Source organism: Arthrobacter sp. TJ-265, from assembly GCF_058269135.1.
Window position 1 is genome coordinate 762,251 of the sequence record NZ_JBZCND010000001.1, and the last position, 15,857, is coordinate 778,107.

At 68.2% G+C, this 15,857-nt stretch carries 12 protein-coding genes; 4 read left to right on the forward strand and 8 right to left on the reverse strand.

Going from position 1 to position 15,857, the window contains the following annotated elements:
• Positions 1 to 2 precede the first annotated feature (2 nt).
• Positions 3 to 518 carry a DoxX family protein gene (locus AC4D2E_RS03610; RefSeq protein WP_104165806.1) on the reverse strand — a complete coding sequence of 172 codons (516 nt, stop codon included), beginning with the start codon at positions 516 to 518 and terminating at the stop codon, positions 3 to 5.
• 354 nt (positions 519 to 872) lie between these two features.
• Here AC4D2E_RS03610 and AC4D2E_RS03615 point away from each other — a divergent pair, with 354 nt between their 5' ends.
• Together AC4D2E_RS03615 and rsrA are read left to right on the forward strand one after the other, a co-directional pair.
• Complete coding sequence (locus AC4D2E_RS03615) at positions 873 to 1,568, forward strand: sigma-70 family RNA polymerase sigma factor (RefSeq protein WP_490951684.1); 696 nt, start codon at positions 873 to 875, stop codon at positions 1,566 to 1,568.
• Entirely contained in the window at positions 1,565 to 1,825 is a 261-nt protein-coding gene (rsrA, locus tag AC4D2E_RS03620) for a mycothiol system anti-sigma-R factor (RefSeq protein ID WP_104165803.1), read from the forward strand. Before AC4D2E_RS03615 ends, rsrA begins: the two co-directional genes overlap by 4 nt.
• A gap of 119 nt (positions 1,826 to 1,944) precedes the next feature.
• On the opposite strand, the gene AC4D2E_RS03625 is transcribed toward rsrA, so the two are convergent.
• Positions 1,945 to 2,019: a 50S ribosomal protein bL37 gene (locus AC4D2E_RS03625; RefSeq protein ID WP_369299106.1), complete on the reverse strand. Its 75-nt coding sequence runs from the start codon at positions 2,017 to 2,019 to the stop codon at positions 1,945 to 1,947.
• 132 nt (positions 2,020 to 2,151) lie between these two features.
• Between AC4D2E_RS03625 and AC4D2E_RS03630 the strand changes: the two genes are divergently transcribed.
• Positions 2,152 to 3,117: a zinc-binding dehydrogenase gene (locus AC4D2E_RS03630; protein ID WP_490951685.1), complete on the forward strand. Its 966-nt coding sequence runs from the start codon at positions 2,152 to 2,154 to the stop codon at positions 3,115 to 3,117.
• Positions 3,118 to 3,186: 69 nt separating this feature from the next.
• Here the strand turns inward: AC4D2E_RS03630 and AC4D2E_RS03635 are convergent, their stop codons facing one another.
• The 6 genes from AC4D2E_RS03635 to AC4D2E_RS03660 all read right to left on the reverse strand — a co-directional run bounded on the left by AC4D2E_RS03635 (position 3,187) and on the right by AC4D2E_RS03660 (position 14,232).
• Complete coding sequence (locus tag AC4D2E_RS03635) at positions 3,187 to 4,968, reverse strand: ABC transporter ATP-binding protein (protein ID WP_490909687.1); 1,782 nt, start codon at positions 4,966 to 4,968, stop codon at positions 3,187 to 3,189.
• On the reverse strand, positions 4,968 to 6,002 hold the full coding sequence (locus AC4D2E_RS03640; protein ID WP_231554534.1) for an ABC transporter permease: 1,035 nt from the start codon (positions 6,000 to 6,002) through the stop codon (positions 4,968 to 4,970). Before AC4D2E_RS03640 ends, AC4D2E_RS03635 begins: the two co-directional genes overlap by 1 nt.
• A gap of 9 nt (positions 6,003 to 6,011) precedes the next feature.
• Positions 6,012 to 7,544, reverse strand: a complete 1,533-nt coding sequence (locus tag AC4D2E_RS03645) for an ABC transporter permease (protein WP_490909686.1) — start codon at positions 7,542 to 7,544, stop codon at positions 6,012 to 6,014.
• 102 nt (positions 7,545 to 7,646) lie between these two features.
• Positions 7,647 to 9,431 carry an ABC transporter family substrate-binding protein gene (locus AC4D2E_RS03650; RefSeq protein ID WP_104165792.1) on the reverse strand — a complete coding sequence of 595 codons (1,785 nt, stop codon included), beginning with the start codon at positions 9,429 to 9,431 and terminating at the stop codon, positions 7,647 to 7,649.
• A 229-nt stretch (positions 9,432 to 9,660) separates the two neighbouring features.
• Entirely contained in the window at positions 9,661 to 10,260 is a 600-nt protein-coding gene (locus AC4D2E_RS03655; protein WP_104165790.1) for a GDSL-type esterase/lipase family protein, read from the reverse strand.
• 114 nt (positions 10,261 to 10,374) lie between these two features.
• On the reverse strand, positions 10,375 to 14,232 hold the full coding sequence (locus AC4D2E_RS03660) for a multifunctional oxoglutarate decarboxylase/oxoglutarate dehydrogenase thiamine pyrophosphate-binding subunit/dihydrolipoyllysine-residue succinyltransferase subunit (protein ID WP_490951686.1): 3,858 nt from the start codon (positions 14,230 to 14,232) through the stop codon (positions 10,375 to 10,377).
• A gap of 167 nt (positions 14,233 to 14,399) precedes the next feature.
• Here AC4D2E_RS03660 and guaB1 point away from each other — a divergent pair, with 167 nt between their 5' ends.
• The gene (gene guaB1 / locus AC4D2E_RS03665) at positions 14,400 to 15,851 is read left to right on the forward strand and encodes a GMP reductase (RefSeq protein WP_490909684.1); all 1,452 of its coding nucleotides are present in this window, start codon (positions 14,400 to 14,402) and stop codon (positions 15,849 to 15,851) included.
• The last annotated feature ends 6 nt before the right edge of the window (positions 15,852 to 15,857 follow it).

Sequence of the window (15,857 nt, forward strand, 5' to 3'; positions counted from 1 at the left end):
GCCTAGGAACCGACGACGTCGGACGCGGTCTTGCGGACGGCCTTGTCGGCCTTCTTCAGCTGCTTCCTGGCATCCGTCGCGAGGTGCTCGGCGCGCCAGGCGATGCCGGGGCGTCCGTTGGTGTCGACGGCGGCGAGCAGGACGGCGCCGATCAGCGAGAGGTTCTTGAGCAGCTGCGAGCGGCGGGCCTTCTTGCCCTCGGGGCTCGATGCATCGGCCGAGCGGTAGTCGACGAGCGCGTTCACCGTGGTGGTGACCGTCAGCAGCAGCGCCGCCACCCGGGAGAACCGGCCGATACCCAGGAGGATGGCCGCGCCGACCTGCGTGGCACCGAGGACCTGACCCACGAGCTTCTCGTTGCCGGTGATCGCGCCGGCCGAGGGGACGATCTTCGCCACGCCGGTGAGGACCGGCTTGAGCTGCGGTGCCGTGGCACCCGCCGTACGGAGTCGATCGACGCCGCTCACGACGAAGCTGCTGGCGATCAAGGGTCGGGCTACTACGCGGACAAGGGTCATAACTGCCTCCTGGTTGCCGGCGGGTCGGCCGGGCATCGGTTTCTCGGGTACGAAGCACGCTGGTCCTAGTTTTGCATGCCCCACCACCGGGGACGATCCGCGAGCCCGCGAGCGCGTGGGGTTGCGGCGCGGCCGGGAGGGGACGGTCCGCGCACGGCGGGTGCGGGGACAGGAATAAGGGGACGCGGGGAGGGGTTGGAACAGGCGTAACGGACATGGAAACGGGAGAAGGGATTCGGGATGACAGGTGCGTGCACCGCGACGGTCGAAAGACCGGATTTCCAGTTGTCGACGTCTCCCGGGCGGGTCGACACCACGGTGTCGCAACGGCGGGAACGCGTAGACTTTGGCTCGATGAATACCACAGCCCCCGCAGGCAGCAACCAGGCCGAAGATGCACAGTTGGACGTGTCGACGGAGTCGGAAGCCGACCGCAAGGCACGCTTCGAGCGTGATGCGATGCAGTACGTCGACCAGCTCTACTCGGCCGCCATGCGCATGGCCCGCAATCCCAGCGATGCGGAGGATCTGGTGCAGGAGGCCTACACCAAGGCGTTCTCGGCCTTCCACCAGTACAAGCCGGGCACCAACCTGAAGGCGTGGCTGTACCGCATCCTCACCAATACCTACATCAACCTGTATCGGAAGAGGCAGCGCGAACCCCTCCAGTCGCACTCGGACACCATCGAGGACTGGCAGCTGGCCAAGGCTGCCGAGCACACCTCCCTCGGGCTCCGCTCGGCCGAGGTGGAGGCGCTCGACCACCTGCCCGATTCGGATGTGAAGGACGCGCTTCAGGCCATCCCCGAGGAATTCAGGCTCGCGGTGTACTTCTCGGACGTCGAGGGCTTCGCGTACAAGGAGATCTCAGAAATCATGAACACGCCCATCGGGACCGTCATGTCCCGGCTGCACCGCGGCCGCAAGCTGCTCCGCGAGCATCTCGCGGAGTACGCGCGTGATCGCGGGCTGGGCGCCAGCACCGCTGCTGGCGCGAAGGCCAAGGTCGCAGCGGGCGCGAAGGGTAAGGAACAGGAGATGGAGAAATGAGCGATTGCGGGAGCATGGGCGACTGCGCCGATGCGAGGATCGAACGTCTGTACGAGTACCTGGACGGTGCGCTGTCCCACCAGGACCTCGTCGAGATCAAGGATCACCTCAACGACTGCCCACAGTGCGCCGAGGAGCACGACCTCGAGTGCGTCATCCGGTCCGTCGTGAAGCGATCCTGCACCGAGGTGGCGCCCTCGACCCTGAAGGCGAGCATCCTCGACCGGATCAGCCACCTCAAGACCGTGGACCACTGACGACCCGGGAGACACAGAACCCGGTTCACCCGATCAAGACAAAACCTCCGGCCCCTTCAGGGACCGGAGGTTCTGTGTCTGCGTCCTCCGGTGTCGGAGGACGCCTCGTACGCCTGGACTCAGGTGTTGGGGCGCTTACCGTGGTTCGCGCCACCACGCTTCCGGTCGCGACGCTTGCGTGCTCGCTTGCTCATGGCTGCCTCCTTCTTCTTCAGGCTCTGTAGTCGTGCAGAACTGCACCCAAGTCTCCCACACGGCGAGGGGCGTCGCCTAAACAGCCCGCCGCCTAGGATTGGGGGACCATCCATGATCGAAGGAGCTTGTGTATGCGCGCCGCCTACGCCGCAACCCAGTCCGCGGACACCCCTCTCGCCGGCCTCACCGTCGGGGACTTCGACATCCCCGCTGCGCCGGACGGCTTCGTCCGGGTGAGGGTCGTTGCCTCCTGCCTGAACCACCACGATCTGTGGTCGCTGAAGGGCGTCGGCCTGCGGGAGGACAGCCTGCCGATGATCCTCGGCTGCGACGCGGCGGGGATCGATGACGACGGCAACGAGGTGATCGTGCACGGCGTCGTCTCCTCGGAGGGCTGGCGCGGTGACGAAACCCTCGACCCGAAGCGCTCCCTCCTGTCCGAGCGCCATCCCGGCACGATGGCCGACTACGTCTGGGTCCCCGAGCGCAATCTGGTGCCCAAGCCGGCGGAACTGTCCTTCGAGGAGGCGGCCTGCCTGCCCACCGCGTGGCTGACGGCGTACCGCATGCTGTTCACGGTCTCGCCCGCGGCCCCCGGCTCGACGGTGCTCGTCCAGGGATCGGGAGGCGGGGTCGCCTCGGCCCTGATCGCGCTCGCCTCCGCGGCCGGCTTCCGGGTGTGGGCGACGAGCCGCAGCGGGCAGAAGCGGCAACGGGCCCTCGACCTCGGGGCCGAGCAGGCGTTCGATGCCGGAGCCCGCCTGCCGGAGCGCGTCGACGTCGTCTTCGATTCCGTGGGGGAGGCCACGTGGGCCCACTCCCTGAAGTCCCTCGTACCGGGCGGCACCGTGGTCACGTGCGGCGCGACGAGCGGCCCGGCCCCCTCGGCGGACCTCAACCGCGTGTTCTTCCTGCAGCTGCGCGTGCTGGGCTCCACCATGGGGACACGGGACGAGCTCGTCCGGTTGACGCGTTTCCTGGTGGCCACCGGGGTGCGGCCCGTCATCGACGCCGTGCTCCCGCTCGACGACGCCGCCGAGGGGTTCCAGCGGATGCTCGACGGCGACCTGTTCGGGAAGATCGTCTTCCGCCACTGAGCGGGACTCCCGCACGACGACGAAGGACCCCTCCGCTTGGAGGGGTCCTTCGTCGTCGTGCGGGGACTGCTACTCGGCCACGCCTGCCGCCAGGATCGCCGAGCGCTGCCGGCGCCGCAGCGACTGCTCCGTCGGGTCCGGCACGGGCGCCGCCGCGAGCAGCCGGCGCGTGTACGGGTCACGGGGATATTTCAGGATCTGCTCCGTGCTGCCCTGCTCCACGAGTACGCCCTTGTTGAGCACCGCGATGTGGCTCGCGAGCAGTTCGACGACCGCGAGGTCGTGGCTGACGAAGAGGCACGCGAAGCCCCGCTCGCGCTGGAGCTCCTGCAGCAGGTCGAGGACCTTCGCCTGCACGGAGACGTCGAGGGCCGACGTCGGCTCGTCCGCGACGAGGAGGTCGGGCTGGAGCGACAGCGCGCGGGCGATCCCGACGCGCTGGCGCTGGCCGCCCGAGAGCTCGTGCGGGTACCGGTTGCGGAAGGCGACCGGCAGCTGGACGTCCTCCAGCAGCGACGCGACCCGCTTGTCCAGGTCCGCGCGGTTCAGCTTCTCGTGCAGGAACAGCGGCTCGCCGATGCTCTCACCGATCGACATCCGCGGGTTGAGGGACGCCGCGGGATCCTGGAACACGATCGCGAAGCGCTTGCGCAGCGGCAGGAGCTGGCGGGCGCTGAGCTCCGTGATGTCCGTGCCGCCGATCCGCACCCGGCCCCCGGAGGTCCTGATCAGGCCGGTGACGGCGCGCGCGATCGTGGACTTGCCCGAGCCCGACTCCCCGACGAGCCCCATGACCTCGCCCGGGTTGATGGTGAGGGAGACACCCGAGACCGCCTTGAAGGGCGGCTGGCGGAAGCGCCCGGGGTACTCGATGTCGACGTCCGTGAGTTCGAGCGCCGGGACGACGCCGGACGCGGTGTGGGATTCGCGCGCGCGCAGGGTCGCCGCGGCGTACTCCTCGTGGATGCTCAGGTGCCCGTCGACCACCTCGACGTCCGTGAGGACGCCGCCCACCTTCGAGCCCAGGTGGGGCACGGACCCGAGGAGCTGCTTGGTGTAGGCCTCGGCCGGGGCCGCGAACAGTTGCGCCGTCGGCGCAGCCTCGACGATCCGCCCGCGCTCCATGACGACGACGCGGTCCGCGAGGTCGGCGACGACCCCCATGTCGTGGGTGATCAGGAGCACGGCGCTGTTGAGCCGCTTGTTGAGCTTGCGCAGGAGGTCCAGGACCTCGGCCTGGACGGTGACGTCCAGCGCCGTCGTCGGCTCGTCCGCGATGAGCAGCATCGGGTCGTTGGCCAGGGCGATGGCGATCATGGCGCGTTGCCGCTGGCCACCCGAGAACTGGTGCGGGAAGTTGTCGTAGCGGCGCTCCGGCTCCGGGATCTCCACCATGCGCAGGAGCTCGATGGACCGCTTCTTCGCCTGCGTGGGGGAGAGCTCGGTGTGCTGCTCGACGGCTTCGCGGATCTGCTCGCCGACGGTCAGCACCGGGTTGAGGGCGGTCATGGGCTCCTGGAAGATCATCGCGATCTCGTTGCCGCGGACCCGCCGGAGCGTGCCCTGCGAGGCGCCGATGAGTTCCTTGCCGAGCATCTTCGCGCTGCCGTGCGAGCGCCCGTTGCGGGGGAGGAGCCCGAGCAGGGCCATGGAGGACATGCTCTTGCCCGAGCCGGATTCGCCGACGATCGCGAGGATCTCGCCGGGGTGGATCTCGTAGGAGACGTCCTCGGCGGCCATGACCCACTCGTTGTCGACGTTGAACTCGACGCCGAGGCCCTGGACGGCGAGGATCGGTCCGTCGACGGGGGATGCCTGCTCGTCCGAGATGGTGACGGTACTGGAACTCATTACTGCTTCACCCTTGTCTGCTTGGGATCGAATGCGTCGCGCAGGCCGTCACCGATGAAGTTGACGGCGAGGGCGATGCCGATGATGAAGGCGCCGGGCCACAGGAACAGCCACGGCCGGACGGTGAGCGCCGAGCGGTTGTCGTTGATGGCCTTGCCGAGGGAGGTGTCGGGGGCCGTGACGCCGAGGCCGAGGTAGCTCAGGGCGGTCTCGAGGAGGATGGCCCCGGAGATGGCGAGCGTCGTGGAGACGATGATCACGCCGACCGTGTTGGGCAGGATGTGGCGGAAGATGATGCGGGCGGAACTGGCGCCGACCGACTTCGCGGACTCGACGAACTCCTTCTCGCGCAGGGACAGGAACTCGCCGCGGACCAGGCGCGCGAGGCCGGTCCAGGTCACGAGGCCGAGGAAGACGGCGAAGGGGATGATGCCGTATTCGGCGACGATGCCCGCGACCGCGGCCGCGATGACGACGGTCGGGATGGTGATGACGACGTCGGTGATGCGCATGAGGAAGGCCTCGGTCCAGCCGCGGAAGTAGCCGGCGACGGCGCCGACCGTGGTGCCGATGACCATGGCCACGATGCCGACGACGAACGCGATGATCAGCGAGGTCTGGATGCCGCGCATCGTCAGGGCGAAGTAGTCGCGGCCCAGCACGTCCTGGCCGAACGGGTGCTCGCCCAGGCTGAACGGCCACAGCGTCAGGGTGGGCTTGCCTTCGTTGAACCGGTCAGCGAGGACGTCGTAGTCCTTGTCCCACCAGCCGGGGATGCCCGCGAAGCCGATCGAGGTGAACGCGAGGAGGAAGATCAGCGTGAGGAGCGCGATGCCGGCGAGGGCGCCCTTGTGCCGGAAGAACCGTTCCCGGATGAGGCGCCCCTGGCTCTTGGCCTCCGTGGTCCGGATGCGGTCGGTCTGCTCGCGGGTGGGGATGGCCGTGGCGATGTCCGTATCCTGGCTCTGCAGGGTCATCTCGGACAATTCGACCGACGGGCGGGAATCGTCCCGCGGGTTCTGGTGATTGCTCATGATCGGGTCCTAGCTCAGGGTGATGCGCGGGTCGAGGAACGCGTAGGCGATGTCGGCGAGCATGTTGAACAGTACGGCCGCGGTGCCGACGACGAGGAAGAAGGCCATGACCGGCCCGGGATCCACGTGGTTGATGCCGTCGATGAACATCTTGCCCATGCCGTTCCAGCCGAAGACCTGCTCCGTGATGACGGCGCCGCCGAGGACACCGGCGAAGTCGAACGCCATCAGGGTGGTGATCGGGATCATCGCGTTGCGGAACGCGTGCTTGACGAGGACGGTGCGCTCGCTGAGGCCCTTGGCCCGTGCGGTGCGGATGTAGTCCTGGTTCATGACGTCGAGCTGGCTGGCCCTGGTGTACCGGGTGTAGGTGGCGAACGAGATGAGCGTCAGCGCGATCGTCGGCAGGATCAGGTGCAGCGCGTAGTCGAGGTTGATCTCCCAGAACGTTCCCGCCAGGTTGGCGGACTGCGAGCCGGTGGTGGGGATGGGCCGTCCTCCCGCCTTGGCGGACAGGGTCGGGTAGGCCTGCAGGAGACGGTCCAGCAGGATCAGCAGGCTCACCGACACCGCGATGACGGCGCCGATCTTCGCGGCCTGGGCGCGGAACGGGCCCCCGACGACCCCGGCGACGACGTAGGCGAGCACCGCCGTGACGATCACGAGCGCCAGCACGACGAACCAGGTCGGATCATCGAGGATGAGGAGCGAGACGAGGTAGCCGAGGAAGCTGACGCCGGCGGCCGCGAGGGCGGCGTTCAGGACGCGCCGACGGCGGAAGCCGGCGAGGAGGGCCGTCCACAGGACGGCGATGCCCGCGGCGGAGACCAGCATCCCGACGACGCCGAGTCCCGGGCTGACGAACCAGCCGGTGACGAGGAGGAGGTAGAGCGCGACGGCGGTGGCCGCGGCAGCGATGCCGAAGGTGGCCAGGCGCCGCCTCCGGTCGCCACCGACGACCACCGCCCAGATGACGCCGGCGATCACCCCGATCAGGGCGATCGTGAGATAGGAGAACTGCGGATTGGCCAGCCACGTGTTGAGGTCGATCGCAAGATACTGCTTGAGGAGCGTGGAGAGCCAGAACAGGGGCAGCGAGAACAGCAGGAAGGAGATGAAGGTGATCGAGTAGTCGAAGACGCTGTACTGGCGGATCGCCGTCACGATCCCGACGATCACGCCGAGCACGAGGGCGAGGACGGTCGCCACGACGACGAGGCGCAGCGTCGAGCCCATCGCGTTCTCGAGCTGGGGGAGGACTGCGGCACCGGAGCGGTCCATGCCGAGGGTGCAGCTCACTCCGCCGGGGACGAGGCAGTGGCCGACCTCCTGCAACCAGAGGAAGTAGCGGGGGATGGGAGGGACATCCAGGTTCATGGCCGCTGTGCGGGCGGCGATGGTGGCGGCCTTCTCCGGGCCGCTGGTCTCCCCGAGGTCCTCGAAGGGATCACCCGACGAGATGGTGAGGAAGTACATCAGCGTGGTGGCTGCAAGCATGATGAAGAACGAGATGATCGTTCGTTTGGCGATGAAGTAGAACACGTGGGGGCTCCTTGGGAACGGTGCAGGCTGTAGCGGTGCCGGGCACAGGGACGGGCAGGCCCGCGGGCCTGCCCGTCCTCATGCGTCAGCGGAAGGCTGCAATCAGTTCTGCTTCGTCCAGCTGTAGGCGTTCCAGGTGATACCGGTCTGCGTCGGGTTCATCTCGACGCCCTCGAGCTTCGAGGAGGACCCGATGATGTCGGCGTTCGCGTAGAGCACCACGTTGTACTGCGTCTCGGCGAGACGCTGTTCGAGCTCGGTCTTCAGGGGCACGACCTGCTCTTCGTCCGTGTTCGTGACGATCTCGCTCCAGAGGCGGTCGACCTCCTCGTCGGCGTAGCCGCCGAAGTTCTGCTCGCCACCCGAGACGTAGATCGACTCACCGGAGGCGACGAGGCCGGAACCGGCCCAGCCGAAGAGCACTGCGTCCCAGGCGCCGGGCTGCGAGAGCTTGGCGCTCCACTCGGCCTCGGGCTGCGGGATGATCTCGAACCCTGCCTTGTCGCAGGAGTCCTTGACCAGTGCCACCATGTCGGCGCGCAGCTGGCTGGTGGACGCGTACATCAGCGAGACCTTGACGGGCTCGGTCTTGCCGGCCTCGGCGAGCAGGGCCTTGGCGCCCTCGATGTCCGCGGCACCGTCACCCTGGGCGGCGGGAGCGCCGTCGAGGACCGTGTCGTAGTCGGGCTGTCCGGGCTGGTACTCGCGCAGGTTCATGACCGTTCCCTCGGGATCGATCGGCGTCACGAACTTGTCGACCATGTCCGCGCGGGGCGTGCAGGCGTTGAAGGCCTGACGGACCTTGAGGTCCTCGAAGACGGCGCCGGGACGCTGGTCGAGGTCGATGTGCGAGAAGGTCAGTGAGGTGCCGGTGTCGACCGTGACGGTCTCGCCGATCTGCTCGAGGGCGGCCTTGGTGTCGACCGTGGGGCTGGAGGGGTCGATCACGTCGACGTCGCCGTTCTGGAGGGCCTGGACGGCCTCTTCGTCGACGACGGTCTTGAAGACGATCATGTCCGTCTGGCCGGCCCGCTCCTCACCCCAGTACTGGTCGTTCTTCACGAGCGTCAGGGTGCCGTTGGTCGCGTTGTCCAGCTTGTACGGGCCGGACGAGGGGAGCAGCGCGGTGTCCGGCAGGGTCGGCAGGTCCACCTCGTAGTCCCAGCCGGTGTTCCAGAACTCGGCGACGGGCGTGAGTGCTGCGATGTCGGTCGCCTTGACGGCTTCGACGAGCTCGGCGCCGTCGCCCTCAGGGGACAGCCCGCCCTGCTCGGCGGCGATGTGCGCGGGCATGAGGGTACCCGGCGTGAGGAGGGCTTCCCAGTCGGCGTAGGGCTCCGAGAAGACGACCTCGAACTCCTTGTCGCCCGGCTCGCCCTCGATCATGTCCATCAGGGCGAAGCCGTTGGTGGAAGCGGCCTGGAAGAGGTCCGACTCGGCGCCCGTCTCGGGATCCTTCTCACCGGTGGGGTGCGTGCCCGACAGGGCTGCCCAGGTGAGCAGGACGTCGTCGTAGTCGATCGGCACGCCGTCGGACCACACAGCATCTTCGTTGATGGTGTATTTGACGGTGAGCGGGTCATCGCTGACCTTCTCGTACGAGCCGAAGTCCGGGTTGGCCTCGAGCTCCCCTGCCGCCGTGAAGGCAGCGAACCCGCCCGAGGTCAGGTTGTCCACGTAGGTGTTGTAGACGGAGTTCGTGGCGGCCGTATTGCCGTTGTAGCCGGTCGGAGCCTGGCTGATCGCGACGTTGATCGTCGTGGCCAGGTTCTCCTCGGCACTTTCCGAGGCCGGGGCCGCGGCGGTCCCGCCCGCCGATCCACAGGCACTCAGGGCGAGCGCTCCGATGGACAGTGCGGCGAGCGTCAGTGTGCGCTTATTACGCATTCGATAGTCCTTACTGTGCTGGGCGCGAGGGACGCAGCAATGTCCCACGAGGCGGATTGCCGCCGTGACGGCAATCACACTCGGTCAGCATAGCGAAGGATCGTTGCCTTCGGACACTCAGTAAGTCACTGATAACCCATTTGTTACCCCGGCGAAACATAAGGCGTCTGAGCAATGAGAAAGGCCCCGCGGACAGCGTGTCCCCGGGGCCCTCCAGCTCGTGGATGCCTTACTCTGGCGCGGGCACTTCCAGCCACTGGAACCACCCGCGGTGCAGCACGAGCCAGGCCATCAGGCCATAGCCGGCCTGGCCCGGCGTCCCGCCGTTGGACGCGAGGTCATGGCGCCACTGCTCGTGGGCGAGCAGGGGGCTGAAGGTGTCGACGAAGACGTGCTTGCGGCGCGTGGTCACGTCACCGAAGGCGGCGGAGAGATCGGCCAGGCGGCGGTTCCGTTCGGGGTCGAGCCCGGGGGGAGGTCCGACGACGAGTGCCTTGACGCTCGACTGCGAGGCGCCGTCGAGGATGTTCGCGAGATTGAGGCGGCTCCTCGCGGTGGACAGCTCCAGGTCCAGGTCGCGGTCCGACAGCCCGATCACCAGGCGGTTGTCGTAGCCGTCGGCGAAGCGGCGCCCCGCCTCCTGCAGCCAGCGGTTCGCCAGGGCCTCGGTGCCCTCACCGGGAGCGGCCAGGCTGTACGCCTCGACGGACACGTTGTCGGGTCGGGTCCGCGCCATCACGCGACCGAGCCAGCCGAGAGCCCTCGGATCACCGAGCCCTGCGAGGAGTTCGTCGCCCACTGCTGCTAGCCGGATTCTGCGTTGTTCCACTGGTTCCTCGGTGTACTCGTCGAAAAGTGCATGGCTGCCCGGGCATGCCGCTGACAGGCCCTTAAAGACATCGGGTGGGACCGGAGCCCCACCCGACATCATACTGATGGCTTACTATTGCCGGCCGAACGCCAGCTTGATCAGGAGTTCCTGCTCCTTGGCGTGGTTCTTCGCCGAACCCGTCGCCGTGGAGGCCGAGGCGGGGCGCGACGCGAGCCGGAGGGGCCGGTCGAGCTCCTGGGGGAGGTTGAGCCCGATGAAGGGCCACGGTCCCTGGTTGGCCGGCTCGTCCTGGGCCCATACGAGCTCCGCCCCGGGGTAGGTGTCCAGTGCGGCCCTGATCTCCTCCACCGGCAGCGGGTAGAGCTGCTCCACGCGCACGATGGCCGTCCTGCCGTCGTCGAGCTTCTGGCGCGAGGCCAGCAGGTCGTAGTAGAGCCGGCCGGAGACGAGGATGACCCGCTCGACGTCCTTCCCTGGTGTCTCGAGCGTGTCGGGGATGACGGGCCGGAAGGTGCCCTGCGTGAAGTCCTCCACCGAACTCGCGGCCGCCTTGAGGCGGAGGAGCTGCTTCGGGGTGAAGATGATCAGCGGCTTCCTCGGACGCGTGTAGGCGTGCCGGCGCAGCAGGTGGAAGTGCGAGGCGGCGTTGCTCGGGTTCGCGACGACCATGTTCTCCTCGGCGCACATCTGCAGGAAGCGTTCGATGCGCGCGGACGAGTGGTCGGGGCCCTGGCCCTCGTAGCCGTGGGGCAGCATCAGGACGAGCGAGGACCGCTGTCCCCACTTCTGCTCCGCGGAACTGATGAACTCGTCGATGATGGTCTGCGCGCCGTTGACGAAGTCACCGAACTGCGCTTCCCAGATCACGAGGGCGTCGGGACGCTCCACCGAGTAGCCGTACTCGAAGCCCATGGCCGCGTATTCGCTCAGCAGGGAGTCGTAGATCCAGAACTTGGCCTGGTTCTCGCTGAGGTCGTCGAGCGGCAGCCACTCGTGCCCGGTGGCGCGGTCGTGGAAGACGGCGTGCCGCTGCACGAAGGTGCCACGGCGGGAGTCCTGGCCCGCGAGCCGGACGGGGACGCCCTCCATAAGGAGGGAGCCGAAGGCCGCGATCTCGCCGAAACCCCAGTCGATCCCGCCTTCGCGGGACATCTGCTCGCGCTTGTCGAGCAGTGCCTTGAGCTTCGGGTGGACCGTGAAGCCCTCCGGGATCGCGGTGTGCGCCGCTCCGATGTGCGCCAGCGTCTCCGTGCTGATCGCCGTCTGAGGGGCGGCTGCAGCCTCGCTGTCGGACTGCTGCGCGTAGGGCCGTTCCAGGTCCGAGACCGCCTGCGGGTCCTTGGCGATGACCGGGATCGGGGAGGTCTGCGCCGCATGGGTCTCGGCGAAGACGCGCTCGAGGCGCTCCTGGTAGTCGCGCAGTGCCTGTTCGGCTTCCTCCTGCGTGATGTCCCCGCGACCGATCAGCGCCTCGGTGTACAGCTTCCGGACGGAACGCTTGGCCTCAATCAGGTTGTACATCATGGGCTGCGTCATCGAGGGATCGTCGCCCTCGTTGTGGCCGCGACGGCGGTAGCAGACCATGTCGATGACGACGTCCTTGTTGAACCTCTGGCGGAACTGGTACGCCAGCTGGGCCACGCGGACCACGGCCTCGGGGTCGTCGCCGTTGACGTGGAAGATGGGTGCCTGGACCATCTTCGCGACGTCGGTGGAGTACACCGAGGAGCGCGACGACGTCGGGCTCGTGGTGAAGCCGACCTGGTTGTTCACGATGACGTGGATGGTGCCGCCGGTGCGGTAGCCGCGCAGCTGGGAGAGGTTGAGGGTCTCCGCCACCACACCCTGGCCCGCGAAGGCCGCGTCGCCGTGGATGAGGATCGGCAGGACGGGGAACGTCTCACCCTGGTCCAGCAGGTCCTGCTTGGCGCGGACGATGCCCTCGAGCACGGGGTCCACTGCCTCGAGGTGGGACGGGTTCGCAGCGAGGTAGACCTTCGTCTCGTTGCCGGCGTCGGAGGTGAACGTCCCCTCGGTGCCGAGGTGGTACTTCACGTCGCCCGAGCCCTGGACCGAGCGCGGGTCCTGGGTCCCCTCGAACTCGCGGAAGACCTGGGCATAGGTCTTGCCGGCGATGTTGGTGAGGACGTTGAGCCGCCCGCGGTGCGCCATGCCGATGGCGACCTCGTCGAGTCCGTCGTCGGCCGCGCCGGAGATGACGGCGTCGAGCAGCGGGATCAGGGACTCGCCGCCTTCGAGGGAGAAGCGTTTCTGGCCGACGAACTTGGTCTGCAGGAACGTCTCGAACGCCTCCGCGGAGTTCAGCTTGTGCAGGATGCGCAGCTGCTCCTCGCGGCTGGGCTTGGAGTAAGGGTGCTCCAGCTCGTCCTGGAACCACTGGCGCTCTTCGGGGTCCTGCAGGTGCATGTACTCGATGCCGGTGGTGCGGCAGTAGGCGTCGCGGAGCACCCCGAGCATGTCCCGGAACTTGAGCGACGGCTGACCGCCGAAGCCGCCCGTCGGCCATTCGCGGTCGAGGTCCCACAGGGTCAGGCCGTGCGTGCGGATGTCGAGGTCGGCGTGCTTGCGCTGGACGTACTCGAGCGGATTGGTGTCCGCCATGAGGTGCCCGCGCACGCGGTACGCATGGATGAGCTGCTGGATCCGGGCGACCTTGTTGATCTGGTCCATCGGATCGACCTGGATGTCCGCGCTCCAGCGCACGGGCTCGTAGGGGATGCGCAGCGACTCGAAGATCTCGTCGTAGAAGTTCTGCTCACCCAGCAGCAGCTGGTGGATGATGCGCAGGAACTCGCCGCTGCCGGCGCCCTGGATCACGCGGTGGTCGTAGGTAGAGGTCAGGGTGATGGTCTTGCTGATCGCGTGCTTCGCGAGCGTCTTCTCGCTGGAGCCCTGGAACTCGGCGGGGTACTCGAGGGCGCCCGCGCCGATGATGCAGGCCTGACCCTTGGACAGGCGCGGCACCGAGTGCACCGTGCCGATGCCGCCCGGGTTGGTCAGGGACACCGTGGTGCCCGCGTAGTCGTCGGCGCCGAGCTTGCCGGCGCGGGCCTTCTTCACGAGGTCCTCGTACGCGTGCCAGAACTCCGAGAAGTTCATGGTCTCGGCCTTCTTGATGTTCGGCACCACGAGCGACCGCGTGCCGTCCGGCTTCGGCATGTCGATGGCCAGGCCGAAGTTCACGTGGGCGGGCTGCACCGCGGACGGCTTGCCGTCGACGACGTCGTAGTAGACGTTCTGGGAAGGGAACTGGGCGAGCGCGCGGATGATGGCGTACCCGATCAGGTGGGTGAAGGACACCTTGCCGCCGCGGGCGCGGGCGAGGTTGCTGTTGATGACCACACGGTTGTCGATGAGCAGCTTCGCGGGGATGGCGCGGACGCTCGTCGCCGTCGGTACGCTGAGGCTCGCCTCCATGTTGGTGGAGATCGCCTTCGCGGGGCCGCGCAGCACGCTGACCTTGTTCTCATCCATTTCGGGGTTCCGGTCCGAGGCGGGAAGCTGTGCGGGGATGGGCTTTGCTGCGGGCTTGTCCTCGCGCGAGGAGTCCGGCTTCTTCGCCGGCTCGTTGGCGACGGGAGGCTTGCCGCTCTGCTGGGTGCTCGCAGGCGATTCGCCGGAGGCCTTCGGCGCCGCGGTCTCGGTCTTCACGACCGGCAGTTCCCGCGTGGAGGGATTCGCTGCCGACGGGGAGGCCGACGGCGGGCTGGCCGGTGCCGGGGCGGCGGGCTTCGTGACGGCGGGCGGCGTCGCCCTGTCTGCCGGGGCGTCCGCGCCGCTGCGGCCGTTCCCCGACGGCGCACCCTCGGCGTCGAACGAGTCGAAGAGCTCCCACCACTTGCGGTCCACCGAGTGGCGGTCCCGCTTGAACTGCTCGTAGAGCTCGTCAACAAGCCACTCGTTCCCGCCGAATTCTTCAGGTAGACGGTGGCTGGTCTGTTCTGGCACTTGGTATACGCCTCTTCCGTAAGTTGCCCTGAGCGCGGTGCGGTCGGCAGGATCGGCGCGACGCCGTGTCTGGACCCTGTCCAAGTGTAGTGACAGGAGGAACGAACAATCCAATCAGCAGGGCCGGGACGCACTAGACTCTTTGCGGCTGTCTATCAAGGAGAACCATGCGCTTCATCAATCCGCCCACCACCGACCTCACCTACTCCGATGTGTTCCTCGTGCCCTCCACGTCCGAGGTCATCTCCCGCTTCGACGTCGATCTGTCCTCGGACGACGGCACGGGCACCACGATCCCGCTCGTCGTCGCCAACATGACGGCGGTGACCGGGCGGCGCATGGTCGAGACCATCGCGCGGCGCGGCGGCATCGGCGTCCTGCCGCAGGACGTCCCCGTGGAGGTCATCTCCGAGGTCACCTCGTGGGTCAAGGAACGCCATCCCGTCTTCGAGACACCGCTGCAGCTGCAGCCCGGCAACACCGTGGTGGATGCGTTGCACCTCATGCACAAGCGCGCGCACGGGGCGGTCCTCGTCACGGACGACGCCGGTGCCTGCGTCGGCGTGGTCGACGCGGACGACTGCGAGGGGGTGGACCGCTTCGCCTCGCTGGAGTCGGTGATGCGCCCGGCGCCCGCCGCCTTCGAGGCGTCGATGTTCGACGCCGATCCGGCGGTCGCGCTGCAGAAGGCCTTCGAGGACCTCGACGGGTCCCGCGTCTCCCTGGCGCCGGTGGTGCGCGACGGCGTGCTCCAGGGCGTCATCACCCGGACCGGGGCGCTGCGCTCCACCATCTACGAGCCCGCGCTCGACGCCGCGGGCAGGCTGAGCGTGGCGGCCGCCGTCGGCATCAACGGTGATGTCGGGGCGAAGGCGGCAGCACTGCTCGACGCCGGTGTCGACGTCCTGGTCGTCGACACCGCCCACGGCCACCAGCGGAAGATGCTCGACGCGCTCGCCGTCGTGCGCGGCCTGGACCCGACGGTGCCGATCGTCGCCGGGAACGTCGTCAGCGCCGAGGGAGTGCGCGACCTCGTCGCCGCCGGGGCCTCGATCGTCAAGGTGGGCGTGGGTCCGGGTGCCATGTGCACCACGCGCATGATGACGGCGGTCGGCCGCCCGCAATTCTCCGCCGTCCACGAGTGTGCCCAGGCGGCCGCCGAGCTCGGCGCCCATGTGTGGGCCGACGGCGGCGTGCGGTACCCGCGTGACGTCGCCCTCGCCCTCGCCGCAGGCGCGAGCCAGGTGATGATCGGCTCCTGGTTCGCCGGGACCTACGAGAGCCCGGGCGACCTGCAGACCGACAGCAGCGGGCGCCGGTACAAGGAGAGCTTCGGGATGGCCTCCGCCCGGGCCGTGCAGAACCGGACCCGGAGCGACGACGTCTTCGCGCGAGCCCGCAAGGGACTGTTCGAGGAGGGGATCTCCACCTCGAAGATGTACCTCGACCCGGCACGGCCGGGCGTCGAGGACCTCCTGGACATGATCACCGCCGGCGTCCGCAGTTCGATGACCTACGCCGGGGCGGCCACGCTGGCCGAGTTCCGTGACCGCGCGGTGGTCGGCGTGCAGTCCGCCGCCGGCTACGAGGAGGGGCGCCCGCTCCCGCAGAGCTGGTAGGGGCGG

Bases quoted from the DNA above. Each gene is read 5' to 3' on its own strand.
- guaB1 (WP_490909684.1), top strand. From the start codon at position 14,400: ATGCGCTTCATCAATCCGCCCACCACCGACCTCACCTACTCCGATGTG.
- AC4D2E_RS03615 (WP_490951684.1), top strand. From the start codon at position 873: ATGAATACCACAGCCCCCGCAGGCAGCAACCAGGCCGAAGATGCACAG.
- AC4D2E_RS03635 (WP_490909687.1), bottom strand. From the start codon at position 4,968: ATGAGTTCCAGTACCGTCACCATCTCGGACGAGCAGGCATCCCCCGTC.
- AC4D2E_RS03630 (WP_490951685.1), top strand. From the start codon at position 2,152: ATGCGCGCCGCCTACGCCGCAACCCAGTCCGCGGACACCCCTCTCGCC.
- AC4D2E_RS03650 (WP_104165792.1), bottom strand. From the start codon at position 9,431: ATGCGTAATAAGCGCACACTGACGCTCGCCGCACTGTCCATCGGAGCG.
- AC4D2E_RS03610 (WP_104165806.1), bottom strand. From the start codon at position 518: ATGACCCTTGTCCGCGTAGTAGCCCGACCCTTGATCGCCAGCAGCTTC.
- rsrA (WP_104165803.1), top strand. From the start codon at position 1,565: ATGAGCGATTGCGGGAGCATGGGCGACTGCGCCGATGCGAGGATCGAA.
- AC4D2E_RS03640 (WP_231554534.1), bottom strand. From the start codon at position 6,002: ATGAGCAATCACCAGAACCCGCGGGACGATTCCCGCCCGTCGGTCGAA.